General features: G+C 68.9%; 18 protein-coding genes. 8 read left to right on the top strand and 10 right to left on the bottom strand.

Annotation, left to right across the window (positions count from 1 at the left end):
* Nucleotides 1-37: 37 nt before the first annotated feature.
* Entirely contained in the window at nt 38-1,333 is a 1,296-nt protein-coding gene (locus ACFXN1_RS09790; protein ID WP_379402372.1) for an NAD(P)/FAD-dependent oxidoreductase, read from the bottom strand.
* Nucleotides 1,334-1,445: 112 nt separating this feature from the next.
* On the opposite strand from ACFXN1_RS09790, the gene ACFXN1_RS09785 reads away from it, so the two are divergent.
* Complete coding sequence (locus ACFXN1_RS09785; protein WP_379437804.1) at nt 1,446-2,306, top strand: LysR family transcriptional regulator; 861 nt, start codon at nt 1,446-1,448, stop codon at nt 2,304-2,306.
* 10 nt (nt 2,307-2,316) lie between these two features.
* Here ACFXN1_RS09785 and ACFXN1_RS09780 read toward each other — a convergent pair whose 3' ends face one another.
* Both ACFXN1_RS09780 and ACFXN1_RS09775 read right to left on the bottom strand, forming a co-directional pair.
* Nucleotides 2,317-2,808 (bottom strand): SRPBCC family protein, encoded by a 492-nt coding sequence (locus ACFXN1_RS09780; RefSeq protein ID WP_379437743.1) that lies wholly within the window; start codon nt 2,806-2,808, stop codon nt 2,317-2,319.
* Nucleotides 2,805-3,590, bottom strand: coding sequence for an SDR family NAD(P)-dependent oxidoreductase (locus tag ACFXN1_RS09775; protein ID WP_379437742.1), 786 nt, complete (start codon nt 3,588-3,590; stop codon nt 2,805-2,807). Before ACFXN1_RS09775 ends, ACFXN1_RS09780 begins: the two co-directional genes overlap by 4 nt.
* Before the next feature lie 76 nt (nt 3,591-3,666).
* Here ACFXN1_RS09775 and ACFXN1_RS09770 point away from each other — a divergent pair, with 76 nt between their 5' ends.
* Together ACFXN1_RS09770 and ACFXN1_RS09765 are read left to right on the top strand one after the other, a co-directional pair.
* The gene (locus ACFXN1_RS09770) at nt 3,667-4,257 is read left to right on the top strand and encodes a TetR/AcrR family transcriptional regulator (RefSeq protein ID WP_379437740.1); all 591 of its coding nucleotides are present in this window, start codon (nt 3,667-3,669) and stop codon (nt 4,255-4,257) included.
* A gap of 52 nt (nt 4,258-4,309) precedes the next feature.
* On the top strand, nt 4,310-4,750 hold the full coding sequence (locus tag ACFXN1_RS09765) for a DUF1707 domain-containing protein (RefSeq protein ID WP_379437739.1): 441 nt from the start codon (nt 4,310-4,312) through the stop codon (nt 4,748-4,750).
* Between the two features lie 16 nt (nt 4,751-4,766).
* Here the strand turns inward: ACFXN1_RS09765 and ACFXN1_RS09760 are convergent, their stop codons facing one another.
* Both ACFXN1_RS09760 and ACFXN1_RS09755 read right to left on the bottom strand, forming a co-directional pair.
* A complete protein-coding gene (locus ACFXN1_RS09760) occupies nt 4,767-5,708 on the bottom strand; it encodes an aminoglycoside phosphotransferase family protein (protein WP_379437737.1) in 942 nt (313 codons plus the stop codon).
* Nucleotides 5,708-6,235, bottom strand: coding sequence for a CGNR zinc finger domain-containing protein (locus ACFXN1_RS09755; RefSeq protein WP_379437735.1), 528 nt, complete (start codon nt 6,233-6,235; stop codon nt 5,708-5,710). Before ACFXN1_RS09755 ends, ACFXN1_RS09760 begins: the two co-directional genes overlap by 1 nt.
* A gap of 47 nt (nt 6,236-6,282) precedes the next feature.
* Here ACFXN1_RS09755 and ACFXN1_RS09750 point away from each other — a divergent pair, with 47 nt between their 5' ends.
* Nucleotides 6,283-7,611 (top strand): FAD-dependent monooxygenase, encoded by a 1,329-nt coding sequence (locus ACFXN1_RS09750; protein ID WP_379437734.1) that lies wholly within the window; start codon nt 6,283-6,285, stop codon nt 7,609-7,611.
* A 685-nt stretch (nt 7,612-8,296) separates the two neighbouring features.
* Here ACFXN1_RS09750 and ACFXN1_RS09745 read toward each other — a convergent pair.
* The gene (locus ACFXN1_RS09745) at nt 8,297-9,256 is read right to left on the bottom strand and encodes an electron transfer flavoprotein subunit alpha/FixB family protein (RefSeq protein ID WP_379437732.1); all 960 of its coding nucleotides are present in this window, start codon (nt 9,254-9,256) and stop codon (nt 8,297-8,299) included.
* 37 nt (nt 9,257-9,293) lie between these two features.
* Nucleotides 9,294-10,079 (bottom strand): electron transfer flavoprotein subunit beta/FixA family protein, encoded by a 786-nt coding sequence (locus ACFXN1_RS09740; protein ID WP_326309084.1) that lies wholly within the window; start codon nt 10,077-10,079, stop codon nt 9,294-9,296.
* Between the two features lie 191 nt (nt 10,080-10,270).
* Between ACFXN1_RS09740 and ACFXN1_RS09735 the strand changes: the two genes are divergently transcribed.
* From ACFXN1_RS09735 to ACFXN1_RS09725, 3 genes are read left to right on the top strand one after another with little or no spacing between them, the layout of a single operon-like run.
* Nucleotides 10,271-11,053, top strand: coding sequence for a class I SAM-dependent methyltransferase (locus ACFXN1_RS09735; RefSeq protein ID WP_379437730.1), 783 nt, complete (start codon nt 10,271-10,273; stop codon nt 11,051-11,053).
* Entirely contained in the window at nt 11,050-12,603 is a 1,554-nt protein-coding gene (locus ACFXN1_RS09730; RefSeq protein ID WP_379437729.1) for a 1,4-alpha-glucan branching protein domain-containing protein, read from the top strand. Before ACFXN1_RS09735 ends, ACFXN1_RS09730 begins: the two co-directional genes overlap by 4 nt.
* Nucleotides 12,600-13,862 (top strand): glycosyltransferase family 4 protein, encoded by a 1,263-nt coding sequence (locus tag ACFXN1_RS09725; RefSeq protein ID WP_379402357.1) that lies wholly within the window; start codon nt 12,600-12,602, stop codon nt 13,860-13,862. Before ACFXN1_RS09730 ends, ACFXN1_RS09725 begins: the two co-directional genes overlap by 4 nt.
* A gap of 94 nt (nt 13,863-13,956) precedes the next feature.
* Here ACFXN1_RS09725 and ACFXN1_RS09720 read toward each other — a convergent pair whose 3' ends face one another.
* The 3 genes from ACFXN1_RS09720 to ACFXN1_RS09710 form a co-directional block, all read right to left on the bottom strand.
* Complete coding sequence (locus ACFXN1_RS09720) at nt 13,957-14,391, bottom strand: cupin (RefSeq protein WP_379402355.1); 435 nt, start codon at nt 14,389-14,391, stop codon at nt 13,957-13,959.
* Between the two features lie 46 nt (nt 14,392-14,437).
* The gene (locus ACFXN1_RS09715; RefSeq protein ID WP_379437727.1) at nt 14,438-14,977 is read right to left on the bottom strand and encodes a DUF1697 domain-containing protein; all 540 of its coding nucleotides are present in this window, start codon (nt 14,975-14,977) and stop codon (nt 14,438-14,440) included.
* Nucleotides 14,978-15,061: 84 nt separating this feature from the next.
* Nucleotides 15,062-15,808 carry an acyltransferase gene (locus tag ACFXN1_RS09710; RefSeq protein ID WP_379402352.1) on the bottom strand — a complete coding sequence of 249 codons (747 nt, stop codon included), beginning with the start codon at nt 15,806-15,808 and terminating at the stop codon, nt 15,062-15,064.
* Nucleotides 15,809-15,947: 139 nt separating this feature from the next.
* On the opposite strand from ACFXN1_RS09710, the gene ACFXN1_RS09705 reads away from it, so the two are divergent.
* The gene (locus ACFXN1_RS09705; protein WP_379437726.1) at nt 15,948-17,285 is read left to right on the top strand and encodes a PQQ-binding-like beta-propeller repeat protein; all 1,338 of its coding nucleotides are present in this window, start codon (nt 15,948-15,950) and stop codon (nt 17,283-17,285) included.
* Nucleotides 17,286-17,289 lie beyond the last annotated feature (4 nt).

Genomic DNA, 17,289 nt, shown 5'->3' with positions numbered 1-17,289 from the left:
CGGCGCTATGGCCGGGCGGCTCGTTTCGTTCCTGCGGTCAGGCCGCTACCGGTGACTTCTCCGGAGTCTTTGCGGCCGAGGCCTTTTCGACCTCGTTGAAGCCGGGCCGGCCGCTGCCGATGAAGGCGACCAGCCAGGACAGCACCGCGGCGAAGCGGTTGCGGAAGCCGACCAGGTAGTAGATGTGCACCGCGAGCCAGGCCACCCAGGCGATGAGGCCGGTGAACTTGACCTTGTCGTTCAGCTTGGTGACCGCGCTGAAGCGGCTGATCACCGCCATCGAGCCCTTGTCCCAGTACTTGAACGGGGTGGCCGCGGGCTTCTTGCCGCGGATGATGTCGGCGACGTGGCGGCCCTCCTGCATGGCCACCGGCGACTGGCCGGGGTAGCCGTTGAGGTAGGTCATGTCACCGATGGCGAAGATGTCGGCGTGGCCGCCGACCGTGCAGTCGGGGTTGATGAGCAGGCGGCCGGCGCGGTCGGTCTCGCAGCCGGTTGCCTCGGCCAGCACCTGGGCGAAGCCGCCGGCCTGCACGCCCGCCGACCACACCACGGTCTCGGCGGCGATCCGGCGCTCCACGCCGTCCTTGCTCTTGACGGTGACCTTGCCGTCCTCGATGTCGGTCACGAAGGTGTCGACCAGCACCTCGACGCCGCTGCGCTCCAGCGACTCCTTGGCATATTCCGACAGCCCGCCACCGAAGGGCGGCAGCACCACGCCCGCGCCCTCCACCAGGGTGACGGTGTCCTCCTGGTGGTAGTACCTCTTCGCGAGCTCCTTCAACTGACCGGCGACCTCGACGCCGGTCGCGCCCGCGCCGACCACCACGAAGCTCAGCAACCGGCGGCGGGTCTCGGGGTCGGCATCCTTGGCCTGCTCGAAGACGCGCTGGATCTGCGCGCGCAGGTTGCGGGCGTCGTCGATGGTCTTGAGCGAGAACGTCTTGTCCGCGAAGTCGTCACGGCCGAAGTACGACTGGCTGGCGCCGGTGGCGGCGATGAGCTTGCCGTACCGGATCCGGCGCGGACCCTCGGATGTCTCATAGGTGAGGACCGCATTGGGGGCGTCGATGGCGGTGACCTTGCCCAGCCGCACCTCGCCGTTCTTGTGGTTGCGCAGGATATTGGCCATGGGAGGCGCGATCTCGTCCGAGGCCAGCACCCCCGTCGCCACCTGATAGAGGAGTGGCTGGAAGAGGTGCTCGGGCGTACCCGAGATCAGGACGTAACGGATACCCGACTTGTTCAACTGCTTCGCAGCGGCGAGACCACCGAAGCCCGATCCGACGATGACGACATCGGCGGTTTCGATACCCGCCTCCACGTGTTGCATGACTGCTCCCTTCCGTCATGACTAACCGTGATTCGGAACGCGGTTGTTCCAGCCGTCAGGGCGCATAATCAAGATGACTCTTATCTACGTTGATCATGAATTGGAGAATGCCGTGGAGCTGCGCCAACTGGCCTACTTCGTGGCGGTCTGTGAGGAGCTGAGCTTCAGCCGGGCCGCGAGCCGATGCTTCATCTCGCAGTCGGCTATCAGTCATCAGATCGCCCGGCTGGAACGCGACCTCGGCGTGAACCTCTTCGAACGGTCCACACGCTCGGTCGTCCCGACCGACGCGACCACTCGGCTACTTCCCCTTGCGAAGCAAATGCTGAGCCTGGAATCGGCCATTCGCGCAGCTGTGCGGGCCTCCGGGCCGCGCATTCGCTTGGCGGCTAATATGAGCTTTGCAACTAGATCACTGTCCGCCATCGCGGGCGCGCGCGAGGCGCACCCGGGCGCGGAGATCGAATTCGTCATCAAGCCCTTCCGGCAGCGCATCCAGGCGGTGGCCGACGGCGACTGTGACCTTGCCCTCATCCGGGGCAGTGTCGACCAGCCGGGCCTGACCGTCGAGAAGCTCTGGGACGAGGATCCCGTCATCGCCACCTCCACCGCGCACCCGCTCGTCATGCGCGGCGGCGATGTCACCCTCGCGGAACTGGGGGCCTATCCGCTGCTGCTCCCGCCCGAGTCGGAACAGGTCCTGCTCCACAATGTGGTGCGGGCCGCCTTCGCCGACCTCCCCACCGGGCCGGTCTTCGGCCCGCCCATCCCGCCGGACCACACCGCCACCATGGAACTCATCAACCGGCCCGACGCCTGGACCATCCTCTACGCCGACAGCCAGACCGAGGGCATCGCCACCCTGCGGCTCACGGGGCACCCGCTGCGCATCCCGGTCTCGGCCGTGACCCGCAGCGAGGGCCGCACCTCCCCCATCGTGATCACCCTGCTGGCGGCGCTGCACTGCGCGTGACCCACCACCCCTAACCGGGATGCGCGGCGGCGAACTCGGCGAGACCGGCCGCGAAGGACTCGAACATCGGAGTCAGCATCGACCGCACGAACCGCGCCCCGACCGGGGCGAGCGCCGGGGCCGGATCCAGATGGACCTGCCAGGTCAGCGTGCAGTGCCCGGCGTCGATCGGCGTGAACGAGATGTCCTCGATCATGCGGCGGGCCAAGGGAATCGACATGGCGTCCGCGCCGAAGGTGAAGCGCGCGGCCGGTTCCCAGGCCAGGAAGCGTTCCCGCACGGTGATCCAGCGCAGGTGGATATCGCGGATCGCGCCCGCGGCACGGACATTCGAGTACCAGGTGGTGGCGCGATAGCCGTTCGCCCACTCGGTCTGCCCCTCCCCCGCGGCGAGAATCTCGAAGGTGCGCGCCGCCGAGGCCGCCACCGTGCGCTCGCTGTGCAGGTGCAGGCGCATGGCGTCGATGTCGCCGAGTTCACTCGGGCCCAGTGCGAACATCATTTCGCCCCGACCAGACGCCTGGTCACGCGGATGGTGGTGCGGCGGGGCAGGATTCGCGGCAGACTCGACGAGACCGCATTGGCGGTGCCGGACACGACGCTCGGCGGCGGGTTGCGGCGATCCAGGGCCCGCAGGGCGGTGGCCACCACCTGCTGCGGCGTCTGCCGGCTGCCGACACTCGCCGCTTCGCCGGCCACATCGAAGAATTCGGTGTCGGTCGCGCCCGGGCAGACCGCCAGCGCGGTGACGCCCGACCCCTCCAGCTCACCCCACAGCGCCTCGGTGAAGGAGAGCACGAAGGCCTTGGTCGCGCCGTAGACGGCCATGAACGGAATCGGCTGGAAGGCCGCCGTCGAGGCGATACTGACGATCACCCCGCGATCGCGGGTCACCATGGCCGGCAGTGCGGCGTGGGTCAGCTCGGCCAGCGCGGCCACATTCACCGCGATCTCCTCGCGAACCTTCCCGGCCGCATGGTCGGCCAGCGCGCCGTGGGTGGCGAAACCCGCGTTGTTGATCAGGATGCCGACGGGATGCAGCGGATCGGTGCAGACTTCGGCGACCCGGGCCACACCGGCCGGATCCGCGAGGTCCGCCGCGAGTACGCGCACCGAAACCCCGTGCGCGGCTTCCAATTCCTTCGCCAGGTCCCGCAGCCGCGGCTCGCGCCGGGCCACCAGGATCAGATCGCAGCCGCGGGCGGCCAGGGCGGTGGCGAAGGCCGCGCCGATGCCGCTGCTCGCGCCGGTGACGACCGCGGTCGCCGGATACCACTCGGTCATTTCTCCTCCTAGGTGAACGGGTGTTCAGCTATGTATACTTAACAGCTGTTCAGTCATCTCTGTCAAGGAGGACTTCGTGCCGGGTACCCGACAGCGCCGAACCCGCGGCGAAGGCGAGCGGCTGCGCGCCGAACTCGTCGCCGCGGCCATCGACCTGCTACTCGAGCCACAACCGCTGCCTGCGCCGTCCCTGCGCGCCATCGCCCGCGCCTGCGGCGTCGCCCCCAGCGCCGTCTACATGCACTTCGCCTCCCAGGACGCGCTGAACTACGCCGTCATCGCCGAACTCTTCGGCCGGCTGCGCGCCGACCTCGACGCTGCCGACCCGGAAGCCGCGAGCCCCGCCGAACAGCTCGACGCCCTGCTCGGCGCCTACCTGACCTGGGCCGAAAACCACCCGGGCGCATACCAATTGCTGTTCGAGCGGCCCGATCCGCTCGACACCGAGGGCGAGGGCCCGGGCCTGGATCTACTCGACCGCCTCGCCCGGCTGCTGCCCGGCACCGACCCGCAGGCCCGCCGCGCCACCGCTCTGCGCATCTGGTGCGCCGTGCACGGGGTTGCCTCCCTGCGCATCCACAAACCGAGCGCACCGTGGGCCGCGACCGCCCGCGCCGACGCCCGGGCACTGGTGGCCGGCCTCGCCGGACTGCCCGCCGATACCTGACCGCGGCCGAATACCGCCGACACACCCGGCGGAACCGAATTACCCTGGCGTCGTGGGGCAGGAGAACATGCGGGCCTCCGACCGGGACCGCGAACAGATCGTCGACCGGCTACGCGTGGCCATGGGCGAGGGGCGGATCACGCTGCACGAATTCGACGAACGGTTGCAGCAGGTGTACTCGGCCCGGACCTACGGGGAATTGGCGCCGATCCTGTCCGACCTACCGGTCCCACGGGGTCCGGGGCGACCCGTGGGCCGACCCGACGACGGCGGCAGCGTGCCGGTCTGGGTCAAGATCATCTGGACGCCATGGGTTTTCGTGAATCTGATGTGCGTGGTGATCTGGGTGGCCACCGGGATGGGCTACTTCTGGCCGATCTGGGTGGCGGTGCCGTGGGGACTCGCGCTGCTCATCCCCACCTCCATCGGCATGGTGGTCCAGCGCGACGCGCAGCGGCGGCGGGCGGCCCGCGAACGGTATCGGCCGCAGTAGGTTTCGGCCCCCACGGTCAGGCCAACGCCGCCGCGACCGCGAGGTGCAACCGCAGGTCCTCGGGTGCCCCGTCCTCGACGGCCCACACAATCTCCTCCATCGACCGCATGAACGCCCAGGCACGCGCCCGATCGGCGCGGACGGCCAATCCCGCGGCGGTCCGCTCGACTACCGCCCGGGCATGGTCGGGCGCCGGATCGCTCTGCATCTGAATCATGATCAGGAATCCGGCATCGAACGCCGCCTCCCCCAGATACGCCTTCGGGTCGATGAGCAGCCACGGCTCCCGTTCCGCCGCAACGATATTCCCCAGATGGGTATCCCGGTTCACCACCAGCAGCGGCCCGTCCGGCACCGCCAGCTCACCACACCGCTCCGCCGCCCGATCCAGCAGCCGCGCCGGAATCACCTCGGCGACACCGTCTTCCGGCTCGAGGACCATCCCCTCCCACCCCGCGACCATCCCGGCGGCGGTCGGCAACTCCGGAAAACCCGCCGGAACCACCACCGGCTCCCGCCGCAGCCTGCGATACAACCCGCACGCCTGCTCGACCTTGGCGATGTTCTCCGGCCGCCCTTCGAGACTCGGGAACCCGGGCTGATACAGCAGTTCTGTCCCCGGCCGCGCCCATTCGAGCAGCATCGCCCCCGTCCCCGGATCGAACTCGAACAACCGCACCGCCCCATCCCCGCCATAGAGGTACAGACCGGTCGGCTCCCCATAGTTCTCCTCGTCGACCACCGGCACCTTGAGCACCGCGACCGACCCGTCGGCCCGCCGCACCGGCGCGACCCACGAATGTGTCCCACCCCCGAAGCTCTCCCCGATGACCTCCAACCCCCAAGCCGCGCACAATGTGTCCACCACCCCGGGCAGCGCGGCCAGCCACAGCGGCCCCCGTCCCCCGAAACTCCCCGCGATGGTCTCCGCCACATTCGGCGGCAACGAGATCGGCATCAGTCCATCCTGCCGGACCGTTGCCGGTGCGCGGCCACCCTGGTTCTGGTGGCACAGGTGGTTCCGCAGTACTTCTGAGGTTGCCGCCGCCCGGTGTCGATGAAGAAGCGGCCGCAGTCGGTGGCGGCGCACCGGCCCCACGCGCATCGGCCGCGGTCGCTCAACCACAGGCCCAGCGCCAGCGCCGCCTTGGCCAGCAGCCAGTATTCGGGGTCGGCGTCCTCGGGCGGGCGCGAATGCATGGACCAAGGGCGGCCGGGGAATTGGACGAGCAGCGGGCGCGCGGGATAGTCGGCCAGGAGGGCATTGATCTCCCGCGCCGCGTCATCGGGATCCGTGAGCTCGAGAATGTCGGCGATGCGAGCGGCCGCGGGGCGGATCTCGGCTGGTTCGGCGGTGCGGTAGCGCTCGGGGGCTCGGTGCTCGCGCAGGATTCGCCGCACGTCCTCGTCCCCGCTTCCGGCCCGCACGGCGTTCGCCAGGTCGGCCAGGAAGTACAGCCCTCTCGGGTTCTGGTCATCCGCCACCTCTGTATTGTAACGTCAATAGAATCAATTGGCGTTACAGGAGGATCATGCGCACCTCGGTCCTGGTGATCGGTGGCGGGCCTGTCGGGCTGACCCTGTCGATCCTGTTGTCGCGGATGGGCATCGATCACCGGGTCATCGAGGCTCGCGTCGAGCCGTCGCCGCACCCCAAGGCGCGCGGCATCTCGGCCCGCTCGATGGAGATCTTCCGGCGGTTGGGGCTCGAGGCGGAGATCCGCGCGGCCGGACTGCCCGCCGACCATGTCGCCTTCTTCCGGGGGCGGACGCTCAACGATCCGGATCACGTTCGCACGCTGCCGGTTTCGGAGGACACCGACCATACGCCCGCACCCGGTCTCACCTGTTCCCAGGACGCGCTGGAACGCGTGCTGTCCGCTCACGCGGGCGAATCGGTGCGGTGGGGCGTCCGACTGATGTCCTACGAGCAGACCGGTTCCGGAGTCACCGCGACGATTCGCGAGGAGCGGACCGGTGCAGAGTCAGTGCTGCAGGCGGATTGGCTGATCGGCTGCGATGGCGCGCACAGCACCGCCCGAAGCGGAAGCGGCATCACGATGACGGGGCCGACCGGCCTGAACGAATTTCTCAGCGTTCGATTCGAAGCACCGCTGGGCCCAGTGGTAGCCGATCGCGCCAGCACCTCCTACTTCCTCACCGGCGGTGGCGGGTTCCTGGCGATCGACAATGACCGGCATTGGATCTACCAGCATCCGCTGAACGGCAGACGGCCCGGCGATATCGACCTGGTTGCCCAGATCCGTTCCGGCACCGGCATACCCGATCTGGACGTGATCGTCCACAACACCGCCACCTGGCGTATGGATGCGCGGCTCGCGGACAGCTATCGGTCCGGCCGCGTGATGCTGGCCGGCGATGCCGCGCACGCCGTCCCGCCCACCGGCGGGCACGGGATGAACGTGGGCATCGGCGACGCCGACAATCTCGCGTGGAAGCTGGCCGCGGTTCTCACCCGCGCGGCACCCGAATCCCTGCTCGACACCTACGAATTCGAGCGCCGCCCCGTGGCCCGCCAGGTCATCGACATCTCCACCGCGAATGCCCGCAATCGCTCGAGCTACCGCATCGACGACGAACTCCTGCTGGGCACCGCCTACCGCGGCACCGGCACGACACTCACCACCGACGGCTACACCCCTTCGGCGGATGTCGGCGAGCGTCTCCCGCACGCCTGGCTAGCCGACGGCCGCTCCACTCTCGATCTGGTCGGGCCCGGCCACGTCCTCCTCACCGGATCCCAACTCCCCCAATCCCTCCGCGACCGCTGCGGACTCCCCCGCACCACCGCTCTGCTCGTCCGCCCCGACGGCCACATCGCCGCCCGCCTCTACGGCTGAGCCCTCGGCCGGCTCCTCGTCGACGGTTTCGGCCTGCTCGGGCGGCGCACCAGCAGGTGGCTCCGTGGTGATGGGCTGGGCGGTTTCGGGAACCGGCGTCTCATGCACGGTGCGCCACAGGTAGGTTCGTCCGTCCGTCACCAGGACGGCCGTCACCGTGCGCCCGCCGGTCTTCACCGCACCGATGCGGTTCTCCGCGACGAAGCGGACCACGATCAGCTGCCCGCTGCGGGCGATCTCCGCGACCTCGGAGACCTCGATCTCCACCCCCGCCAGCACATTCCGGGCCGACCAGATCCCCGTCAGAAACGTCTCCCGATCCACCGCCTGCCCGGTCGTCACCACCGAGGTGAAGCCCTCGTCGAGCGCGCCGGAGATCCGGTCGAACACCTTCGGCGGCGCATCCGACCCCAGCCATTCGGCCAGATCGAGATGCAAGGCCGCGACCATATCGGTCAGCTCGACATCGCCTGCCGCATCGGCCTTCTCAGAGGCGACCGGCTCAGCCCGCCGACGCCGAGGATCGAATCGCCCAAGCACCGTGCCACTTTACGACGCACGCCCCGCCTCACCCGATCAGGCCGACCCCTTGCCGGCGAGGGCGGAACCTCCGGCCCCCGAACAGACGAATGTCCCCCGGCCGCTCGGACCGGGGGACATTCGGAGTGCTTTCACCAGGGGTGAATCAGCCCTTGTGGGCCTTCACGGCCTCGGTCAGCTGCGGGGCGACGTTGAACAGGTCGCCGACGATGCCGTAGTCCGAGATCTCGAAGATCGGGGCCTCTTCGTCCTTGTTGACGGCCACGATGGTCTTCGAGGTCTGCATGCCGGCGCGGTGCTGGATGGCGCCGGAGATGCCGAGGGCGACGTACAGCTGCGGGGAGACCGTCTTACCGGTCTGACCGACCTGGAACTGGCCCGGGTAGTAGCCGGAGTCGACGGCGGCGCGGGACGCACCGACGGCGGCACCGAGGGCGTCGGCCAGCGGCTCGACGACCTTGCCGAAGTTGTCGGCGGAACCGACACCACGGCCACCGGAGACCACGATCGCGGCCTCGGTGAGCTCGGGGCGGTCGCCGCCCACGTTCGGCTCACGCGAGACGACCTTGACGACGCCCTCTTCCTGCGCGGGCAGCTCGACGGCGACCTTCTCGCCGGCGGCGGCCTGCGGGGCGGCCTCGACGGCGCCCGGGCGCACCGAGATCACCGGCACGTCGCCGGTGGCCTTGGCGTCCACGGTGAACGCGCCACCGAAGATGGAGTGCTGCACCGAGCCGTCACCGTTCACGGCGATGGCGTCGATGAGCAGACCGGAACCGATGCGGGCGGCCAGGCGACCCGACACCTCCTTGCCCTCCGCGGTGGCGGCGACCAGGATCGCGGCCGGGGCTGCGGACTCGGACAGGCCGGCGAGCACGTCGACCTTGGGGGTGACGAGGAAGCCCTCGGCGTCGTCGCCCTCGGCGACGTAGATCTTCTCGGCGCCGGCGGCGGCCAGGGCGTCACCCAGCTTGTCGGCGGTGCCGGCCGGGCCGACCACGACGGCGGCCGGGGTACCGAGCGAGCGGGCGGCGGTGAGGAGTTCGGTGGTCACCTTCTTGGGCGCACCGTCAGCGTGCTCCACGAGCACCAGAACTTCTGCCATTTTTTCTATCTCCTGAAAGTCGTTGGGCTCGGGGGCTTTAGATGATCTTCTGGCCGACCAGGTAGGTGGCGATCTGGTTGCCGCCCTCGCCCTCGTCGACGATCTTCTCGCCCGCCGTGCGCGCCGGCTTCGGGGTCACACCGGTCACCTGGGTGCCGGCGTTCGCAACGCCCACGGTCTCCGGGTCGACGCCCAGATCCGCCAGGGTGAAGGTCTGAACTTCCTTCTTCTTGGCGGCCATGATGCCCTTGAAGGACGGGAAGCGCGGCTCGTTGATCTTCTCGGTGACCGAGACGATGGCCGGAAGAGTGGCCTCGAGCTTGAACACACCCTCGTCGGTCTCCCGCTCGCCGGCGATGCGCTCACCGTCGACGGTCAGCTTGCGCAGGTGGGTCAGCTGCGGCAGGCCCAGGTACTCGGCGATGATGGCCGGAACGGCGCCGGCGCGACCGTCGGTGGCCTCGTTGCCCGCGATGACCAGCTCGATGCCCTCGATCTGGCCCAGCGCCGCGGCCAGGATGTAGGCGGTCTGCACGGCGTCGGAGCCGTGGATGGCCGGGTCGTTGATGTGGATGGCCTTGTCCGCGCCCATGGACAGGGCCTTGCGGATGGCCTCGGTGGCCCGGTCGGGGCCTGCGGCCAGCACGGTGACCTCGCCGCCCTGCGCCTCCTTGATCAACAGCGCCTCCTCGACGGCGCGCTCGTTGATCTCATCGAGGATGGCGTCGGCGGCCTCGCGGTCGAGGGTGTAGTCACCGCTGGTCAGCTTGCGCTCGGACCAGGTGTCGGGAACCTGCTTGATCAGTACGACGATGTTCGGCATTGGTCTTCGTCGACCTCCTGTTCTGGTGGCACTGGGTATGGCGGTCGCACGAGTTCGTCACGTACGTCCACAAGTAGCTCGTCCGGGAGATTACCCTACGTTAAGTTACTCGTGGGTAACTTAGCGTGTGACTTTCTGCATCGGCTGATCCGGTCGCGGGTGTGATATGGACAACCGCTAACGTCGGAGCAATGAGCGAGGCCGTGAGTCCTGTTGAAAACCCCACCGATCCCTTGCCTTTGACCGGTGAGCGGACGGTGCCCGGCATCGCCGAGGAGAACTACTGGTTCCGGCGGCACGAGATCGCCTACGTGCGCATGCTGGAGCACTGCGCGGGCAAGATCGTGCTCGAGGCCGGCAGCGGAGAAGGCTACGGCGCCAATATGATCGCCGACGTCGCCGCGCAGGTCACCGGCCTGGACTACGACGACAGCGCGGTCGCGCACGTGCGCGCCAAGTACCCGCGGGTGCGGATGGTGCAGGGCAATCTGGCCGCGCTGCCGCTCGACGACGCCTCGGTCGACATCGTGGTGAACTTCCAAGTGATCGAGCACCTTTGGGACCAGGCGCAGTTCCTGCGCGAATGCCTGCGGGTGCTGCGGCCCGGCGGCAAGCTGCTGATCTCCACCCCCAACCGGATCACCTTCTCCCCCGGGCGCGATACGCCGCTCAACCCTTTCCACACGCGTGAGCTGAATGCCGCCGAGATGACCGAACTTCTCGTCGAGGCCGGTTTCACCGTGGAACTGATGGCCGGCATCTTCCACGGGCCCGAACTCGTAGCGCTGGACGCGAAGTGGGGCGGGTCGATCATCGACGCGCAGATCGAGCGGGCGCTGGCGGGCGAGCCGTGGCCGGCGGAGCTGGCCACGGACGTGGCCGCCGTGCGCATCGACGATTTCGAACTGGTCGCCGACACCGCGCGGGATATCGACGCCAGCCTGGATCTGCTGGCCATCGCGGTGAAGCCGTGAGTGACAAGCTTTCCCCGGTGCCGGGCCAGTTCACGCTGGTCCTGCACTCACATCTGCCGTGGCTGGCCCATCACGGGCGGTGGCCGGTCGGCGAGGAGTGGCTGTACCAGTCGTGGGCGGCGTCCTACCTGCCCGTGGCGAAGGTGCTGAGAACCCTTGCGGCCGAGGGCCGTTCGCACCTGATCAGCCTGGGGATCACGCCGGTGCTGGCGGCGCAGCTGGATGATCCGCACTGCCTGAAGGGCATGCACCACTGGCTGGGCAACTGGCGGCTGCGTGCCGACGAGGCGTCCATGGCGGGCAATACCGCGCTCGGCGGGCACGAACACCGGCTCGCCGCAACGGCTCTCGACGATTTCGAGACGCGCTGGATGCACGGGGCCTCGCCGGTGTGGCGCGAGCTCATCGACGCCGAGGCCATCGAATTGCTGGGCGGGCCGTTGTCGCATCCGTTCCAGCCGCTGCTGGATCCGCGGCTGCGCGAGTACGAACTGACCGAGGGGCTGGCGGACGCTCGGGCCCGATGGGGGCACACACCCTCCGGCATCTGGGCTCCGGAGTGCGGGTTCACGCCCGGGATGGAAACGACCTACGACAAGGTCGGCATCTCGCACTTCATGGTGGACGGTCCCGCGCTGCGCGGTGACACCACGCTCGGGCGGCCGGTGTGGGATTCGGATGTGGTGGCCTTCGGCCGCGACCTGACGGTCAGCTACCGGGTGTGGTCGCCGAAATCCGGGTACCCGGGGCAGCCCTTCTATCGTGATTTCCATCACTACGATCACGCCACCGGACTGAAGCCGGCGCGCGTCACCGGCAAGACCGTCGCGGGCCCCGACAAGGCCCCTTACGATCCCGAACTCGCCGCCGCGGCCATCGAGAAGGACGTCGCGGACTTCGTGGCGACCGTGCGGGAGCGGCTGATCTCGGAGTCGGAACGGATCCGTCGCCCTGCCCTGGTGGTGGCCGCGTTCGACACCGAACTGTTCGGGCACTGGTGGCACGAGGGTCCGCAGTGGCTCGAACAGGTGCTGCGCGCACTGCCCGAGGCGGGGGTCACCGTCGGCACGCTCGCCGATGCGCGGGCCCGTGGTTACGTGGGCGAACGCGTCGAATTGGCCGACTCCTCCTGGGGTTCGGGCAAGGACTGGCGGGTGTGGGCCGGGGACCAGGTCGCGGATCTGGTCGAGCTCAACGCCGAGGTGGTGCGGCTGGCCCTGGACACCCTCGACAAGATGCGGGTGGACGCCGGATCGATACACAATGACCGATTCGGGCTCCGCGACACGGTTGCCGACCAGCTGCTGCGAGAGGCGATCCTCACCGTCTCCAGCGACTGGGCGTTCATGGTGTCCAAGGATTCCGCGGCCGGATACGCGCGTGACCGCGCCCATGAACACGCCCACGCCGTGCGCGAGATCGCCGCGGCGGTGGCGGCCGGGCAACTCGCCAAAGCGGGGCAGTTGGCGGCAGGATGGTACGCGGCCGACGGACTCTTCCCCGCGCTCGATGCGCGCAGGCTCGGCCCCGCTTCAGAAGGACCCGCATGAAGATCTTGATGGTGTCGTGGGAGTACCCACCCGTCGTAGTCGGCGGGCTGGGCCGCCACGTGCATCACCTCGCCGTCGAACTGGCCGCGGCCGGGCACGAAGTCGTCGTGCTGGCGCGCCGTCCGATGGGCACCGACGCCACCACCCACCCGACGCACTCCTTCATCGAGGAGGGCGTACTGGTGGTGGCGGTCGCCGAGGATCCACCGGCCTTCGATTTCGGCGAGGACATGCTGGCCTGGACGCTGGCCATGGGCCACGCCATGGTGCGGGCCGGCATCGCGCTGAACAAGCCCGGCATCGGCGAGGGCTGGACACCGGACGTGGTGCACGCGCACGACTGGCTGGTCGCGCACCCGGCCATCACGCTGGCCGAGTATTACGACGTGCCACTGGTTTCCACCATTCACGCCACCGAGGCGGGCCGGCACAGCGGCTGGGTGTCGGGACGGGTGAATCGGCAGGTGCACTCGGTGGAGTGGTGGCTGGCGCACGAATCCGACGCGCTCATCACCTGTTCGGAGTCCATGAAGGACGAGGTGCACCGGCTCTACGGCGCCGAGCGGGTGCCGATGACGGTGATCCGCAACGGTATCGACGTGGGCGCGTGGACCTTCCGTGAGCGCGCGCCCCGCTCCGGTCCGCCGCGACTGCTGTACGTGGGCCGGCTGGAGTACGAGAAGGGCATCCAGGACGCGATTGCCGCGCTGCCGCGGATCCGCAAGGCGCACCCGGGCACGACCCTGACGGTGGCCGGTATCGGCACCCAATTCGATTGGCTGCGTGAGCGGGCCCGCGCGCACCGGGTGGCGCGCGCGGTCAACTTCGTGGGCAAGCTCGACCACACCGATCTGCTCGGCTGGCTGCACAGCGCCGATGCCATCGTGCTGCCCAGCCGCTACGAGCCCTTCGGCATCGTCGCGCTGGAGGCGGCGGCCGCGGGCACCCCGCTGGTCACCTCCACCGCCGGTGGGCTCGGCGACCTGGTCACCGATGGCGTCACCGGCGCCTCGTTCGAACCGGCCGACGTGAACGGCGTTGCGGACGCGGTGATCTCGGTGCTGGACGACCCCGCCGCCGCCCAGGATCGCGCCTGGTCCGCCCGCGAGCGGCTGACCGCCGACTTCGCCTGGGACGTGGTCGCCGAGGAGACCGCCCTGGTCTACCAGTCCGCCAAGCGCCGCGTCCGGACACCGCTGGGCCGTCCCGTGATCGCGGAACGCCCACTCCCCGAACGCGACCCGAACCAGCCGTACTGAGCCCCTCGGCTCGAATTCACCTGGGACATCCCTGCGCCCCGAATTGGAACGAGTTCTAATTCGGGGTCAGCGGACGCTCGACCCCGGCAGCCGGTCAGTCGAACGGGCAGCCCGGATTCGGCGCATCCTCGGACAGTGGACTGCCCGCGGGCAGGACGTACAGCACATCGAGGATCTGCGGCTCGGTGCCCAGATTCCGCTCGAGATGCACATTCCCCGACCCGGCCCGCTCCACGAACGTGGTTCCCGGCCCGCCGGTCTGGTCCACCGCGCAGTCCGACCCGTAATGGCTCAGCTCGCCCTGCCGCACCAGCGCGTACAACGTCCCATCGTGGTAATGCCACCCGGTGGAACCGCCTGGCGCCACGGTGATTTCGCGCAGAATGTAGTCCATACCGCCGATGGTGGTCTGCGAGAGGATCACGGCGCTGATGCCGCTGGACGGCGTCGCATGAGCATTCGCGGCGAGCGACCCCACCAGCGCGACGGACGCCACGCCGGTCAGCACAGCTCGAAATCCGAGAGTCACCGGCCCACGGTATCGCGCCCCACGACGGCCCGCAGGCCGAAATGCGTTAGGCGTCCATCTTTTTGAGGGCCTTCTGGACCGTCAGGAAGGTGCGGGTGGTGATGTCCTTGCCGTAGGCCTTCTCGACGACTGCCATGAAACCCGTGGTGCTGGGGTCGGTGTTGTCGATGACCGAGAGCAGGGCGCGGCAGGGCTTGTCGAAGCGGACGAGGCGGACGGTGGATTCGCCCTCGGGGAATTCGGGGAGGGACTTCGGGATGTCGCGGACGAAGGTGACCGTCAGGTAGGTCTCGCGGCCGTGGGTGAGGCCGGCGAAGGGGTCGGAGTCGATGAGGGCCTGGAGCTGGGCGTGGGTCCGGATCAGGGTGCCGCCGGGGATGCCCAGTTCGGAGTTGAGGGCCTGCTGGATCTTGGCTTCCAGGGCCGGGACATCCGAGTCGTCGGACCGGAAGACGACATTGCCGCTGGTGAGCAAGGTGCTCACCGTCTCGAAGCCGAGACCCTCGAAGACGCCGCGCAGTTTCTCACTGCGCATATTGGGGTTGGTGGGCATGATCCCGCGCAGGAAGGCGGCGTAGCGGTGCATGCGCCTGAACGTACCGGGCGGGCATGACAAAGGCCGGGCATCGCGGCCCGGCCTCTGTGCGGTGATGGGTCAGGCGGTGATTTGTCAGGACGCGGTGGCGCCGCTCTTCTTGCGTTCGATGTCGGCGAGGGCGGCCAGGTGGGCGGCGCGCTTCTCGGCGGCGGAGTCCCAGGCGTCCTTGCGGTTCTTGACCACCTTGGCGGGGGCGCCGACGGCGATGGAGTAGTCGGGGACGTCGCCCTTGACCACGGCGTGGGCGCCGAGCACGCAGCCGCGGCCGACCCGGGTGGAGCGCAGCACGGTGACCTTGGCGGCGATCCAGGTGTCGGGGCCGATGCGCACCGGGGACTTCACGATGCCCTGGTCCTTGATGGGCAGGTTGATGTCGTCGGTGACATGGTCGAAGTCGCAGATGTAGCACCAGTCGGCGACCAGGGTGGATTCGCCGATCTCGATATCGAGGTAGGTGTTGACGACATTGTCCTTGCCGAACACCACCTTGTCGCCGATGCGCAGCGAACCCTCGTGGCAGCGAATGGCATTACCGTCGCCGATGTGCACCCAGCGGCCGATCTCCAGCCGGCCCAGTTCCGGGGTGGCGTGGATTTCGACCCGGCGGCCCAGGAACACCATGCCGCGCAACACCACGTGCGGATTGGCCATCTTGAACTTGAACAGCCGGTAGTAGCGCACCAGATACCAGGGCGTGTAGGCGCGATTGGCGAGAACCCACCTGAGGGACGCGAGGGTGAGGAAACGCGCCTGCTCCGGATCACGGCGGCGCGACCCCCGCCAACGCGAGCGCAACGGTGCGCCCCACATGCTCGTCACGAACTACTCCCTGTGTTCACCGGTCGTTTCAACGAGGGTATCCGCCCCCCTCACAGGGCGTGAAAGTAGGCTGTGCTCCGGCTGTAGCGGCCCGGCGAGAAACTACAGACTTCCGTACTGGCAGAAGGGACACCAGCAGGTGCGAAACGGCAGGCGGCGGACCGGACGTGAACGACGCACCCGCACCGGGGCGAAGGTGCTGGCTCTGGCGAGCGCCGGGCTGTTCACGCTGACCGCGTGCGCGTACGGCAGCACCAAGGTCGACGATATCGGCGTAGGCCCGGGCAAGGGGTGGCCGCTGGCCTTCCGCGACGCGCACAACAGCGGGTCGAGTCCGGTCACCGGGTCGCGGAAGCTGGCGCTGAATTGGTCTCGGCCCGTGGGCGGTCCGGTCGCACAGCCGGTGACGATCGGCGGCGACGGGCAGCTGTACGTCACCACCCGCGCCAATGCCTGCAATATTGTCTCGTTCCAGATGCCGACCGGGCGCAAGCGGTTCTGCAATCCGATGGGTCCCAGCGCCGTCGACGGCGGCTCCGCGGTGGACGGCGTCGGCAATGTGTACGTCGGCGACGACGGCGCGGTGAACTCCTTCAACAATTCCGGGCAGCCACGCTGGCGCACCCCGGCCGCCGGGACACCGGTGTCGGTGCAGTTCACCGGTGACGGAAATGTCCTGTCGGTGACCCAGTCCGGACAGGTGGACGTGCTCAGCCGGCAGACCGGCGATCGGCAGGTGTCCACCTTCCAGCTGCTCGGCGAGCCCGACTTCCTGACCAACCCGTCGCTGAGCCGGCCGCCGGACCGGCAGGGCCTGGAGGACTGCGCGACCGGCGGGCCGCAGTGCCCGATCGCGAATGTGTCGGCGGTGGACCAGAAGTCGGGGCGTTTCTACGCGACGGTGTGGAAGCCGGGCGACAAGGCGGCCGCACTGATCGCACTCACCTACGGCGGCAAGGACGTTCACGTCGACTGGACCGCGCAGCTGCTCGAACAGGGCAGCGCCACCAGCCCGGCGCTGTCGGCCGACGGGTCCACGGTGTACGTCGGCGACAACACCAACCGGCTGATGGCCGTGGACGCCGCCACCGGGCACACCAAATGGGTGCAGGATCTGGGTTTCCCGGCGCGCGGCGGCATCTCGGTGGCCGACGGACTGCTGGTCCCCGCCGGCGACGAGGGGCATCTGGTCGCGCTGCGCGACCGGGGGAACAGCGCCGAGATCGCCTGGGAGCGTAAGGATCTGGAGCTGCGCGGGCGGCCGGTGCAGACGGCGGGCGGGACCGGGTACACGGTCGCGCCGATCGGCGACAAGCTGACGCTGGTCACCTTCGACACGAAGACCGGCGCCACGGTGCAGTCGAACGAGCTGCCCGGCGCGGAGGGCACGACCGTGGCCACCGCCGTGGGCGATCAGGGCGAGGTCGTGGTGACCACCCGCATCGGCGAGCTGTTCGTCTTCAAACCCGAGAAGTGACGCC

Origin of the sequence: Nocardia sp. NPDC059154 (assembly GCF_042755705.1) — a bacterium.
GTDB lineage: Bacteria > Actinomycetota > Actinomycetes > Mycobacteriales > Mycobacteriaceae > Nocardia.
This window is presented reverse-complemented; position numbering and strand designations above follow the sequence as displayed.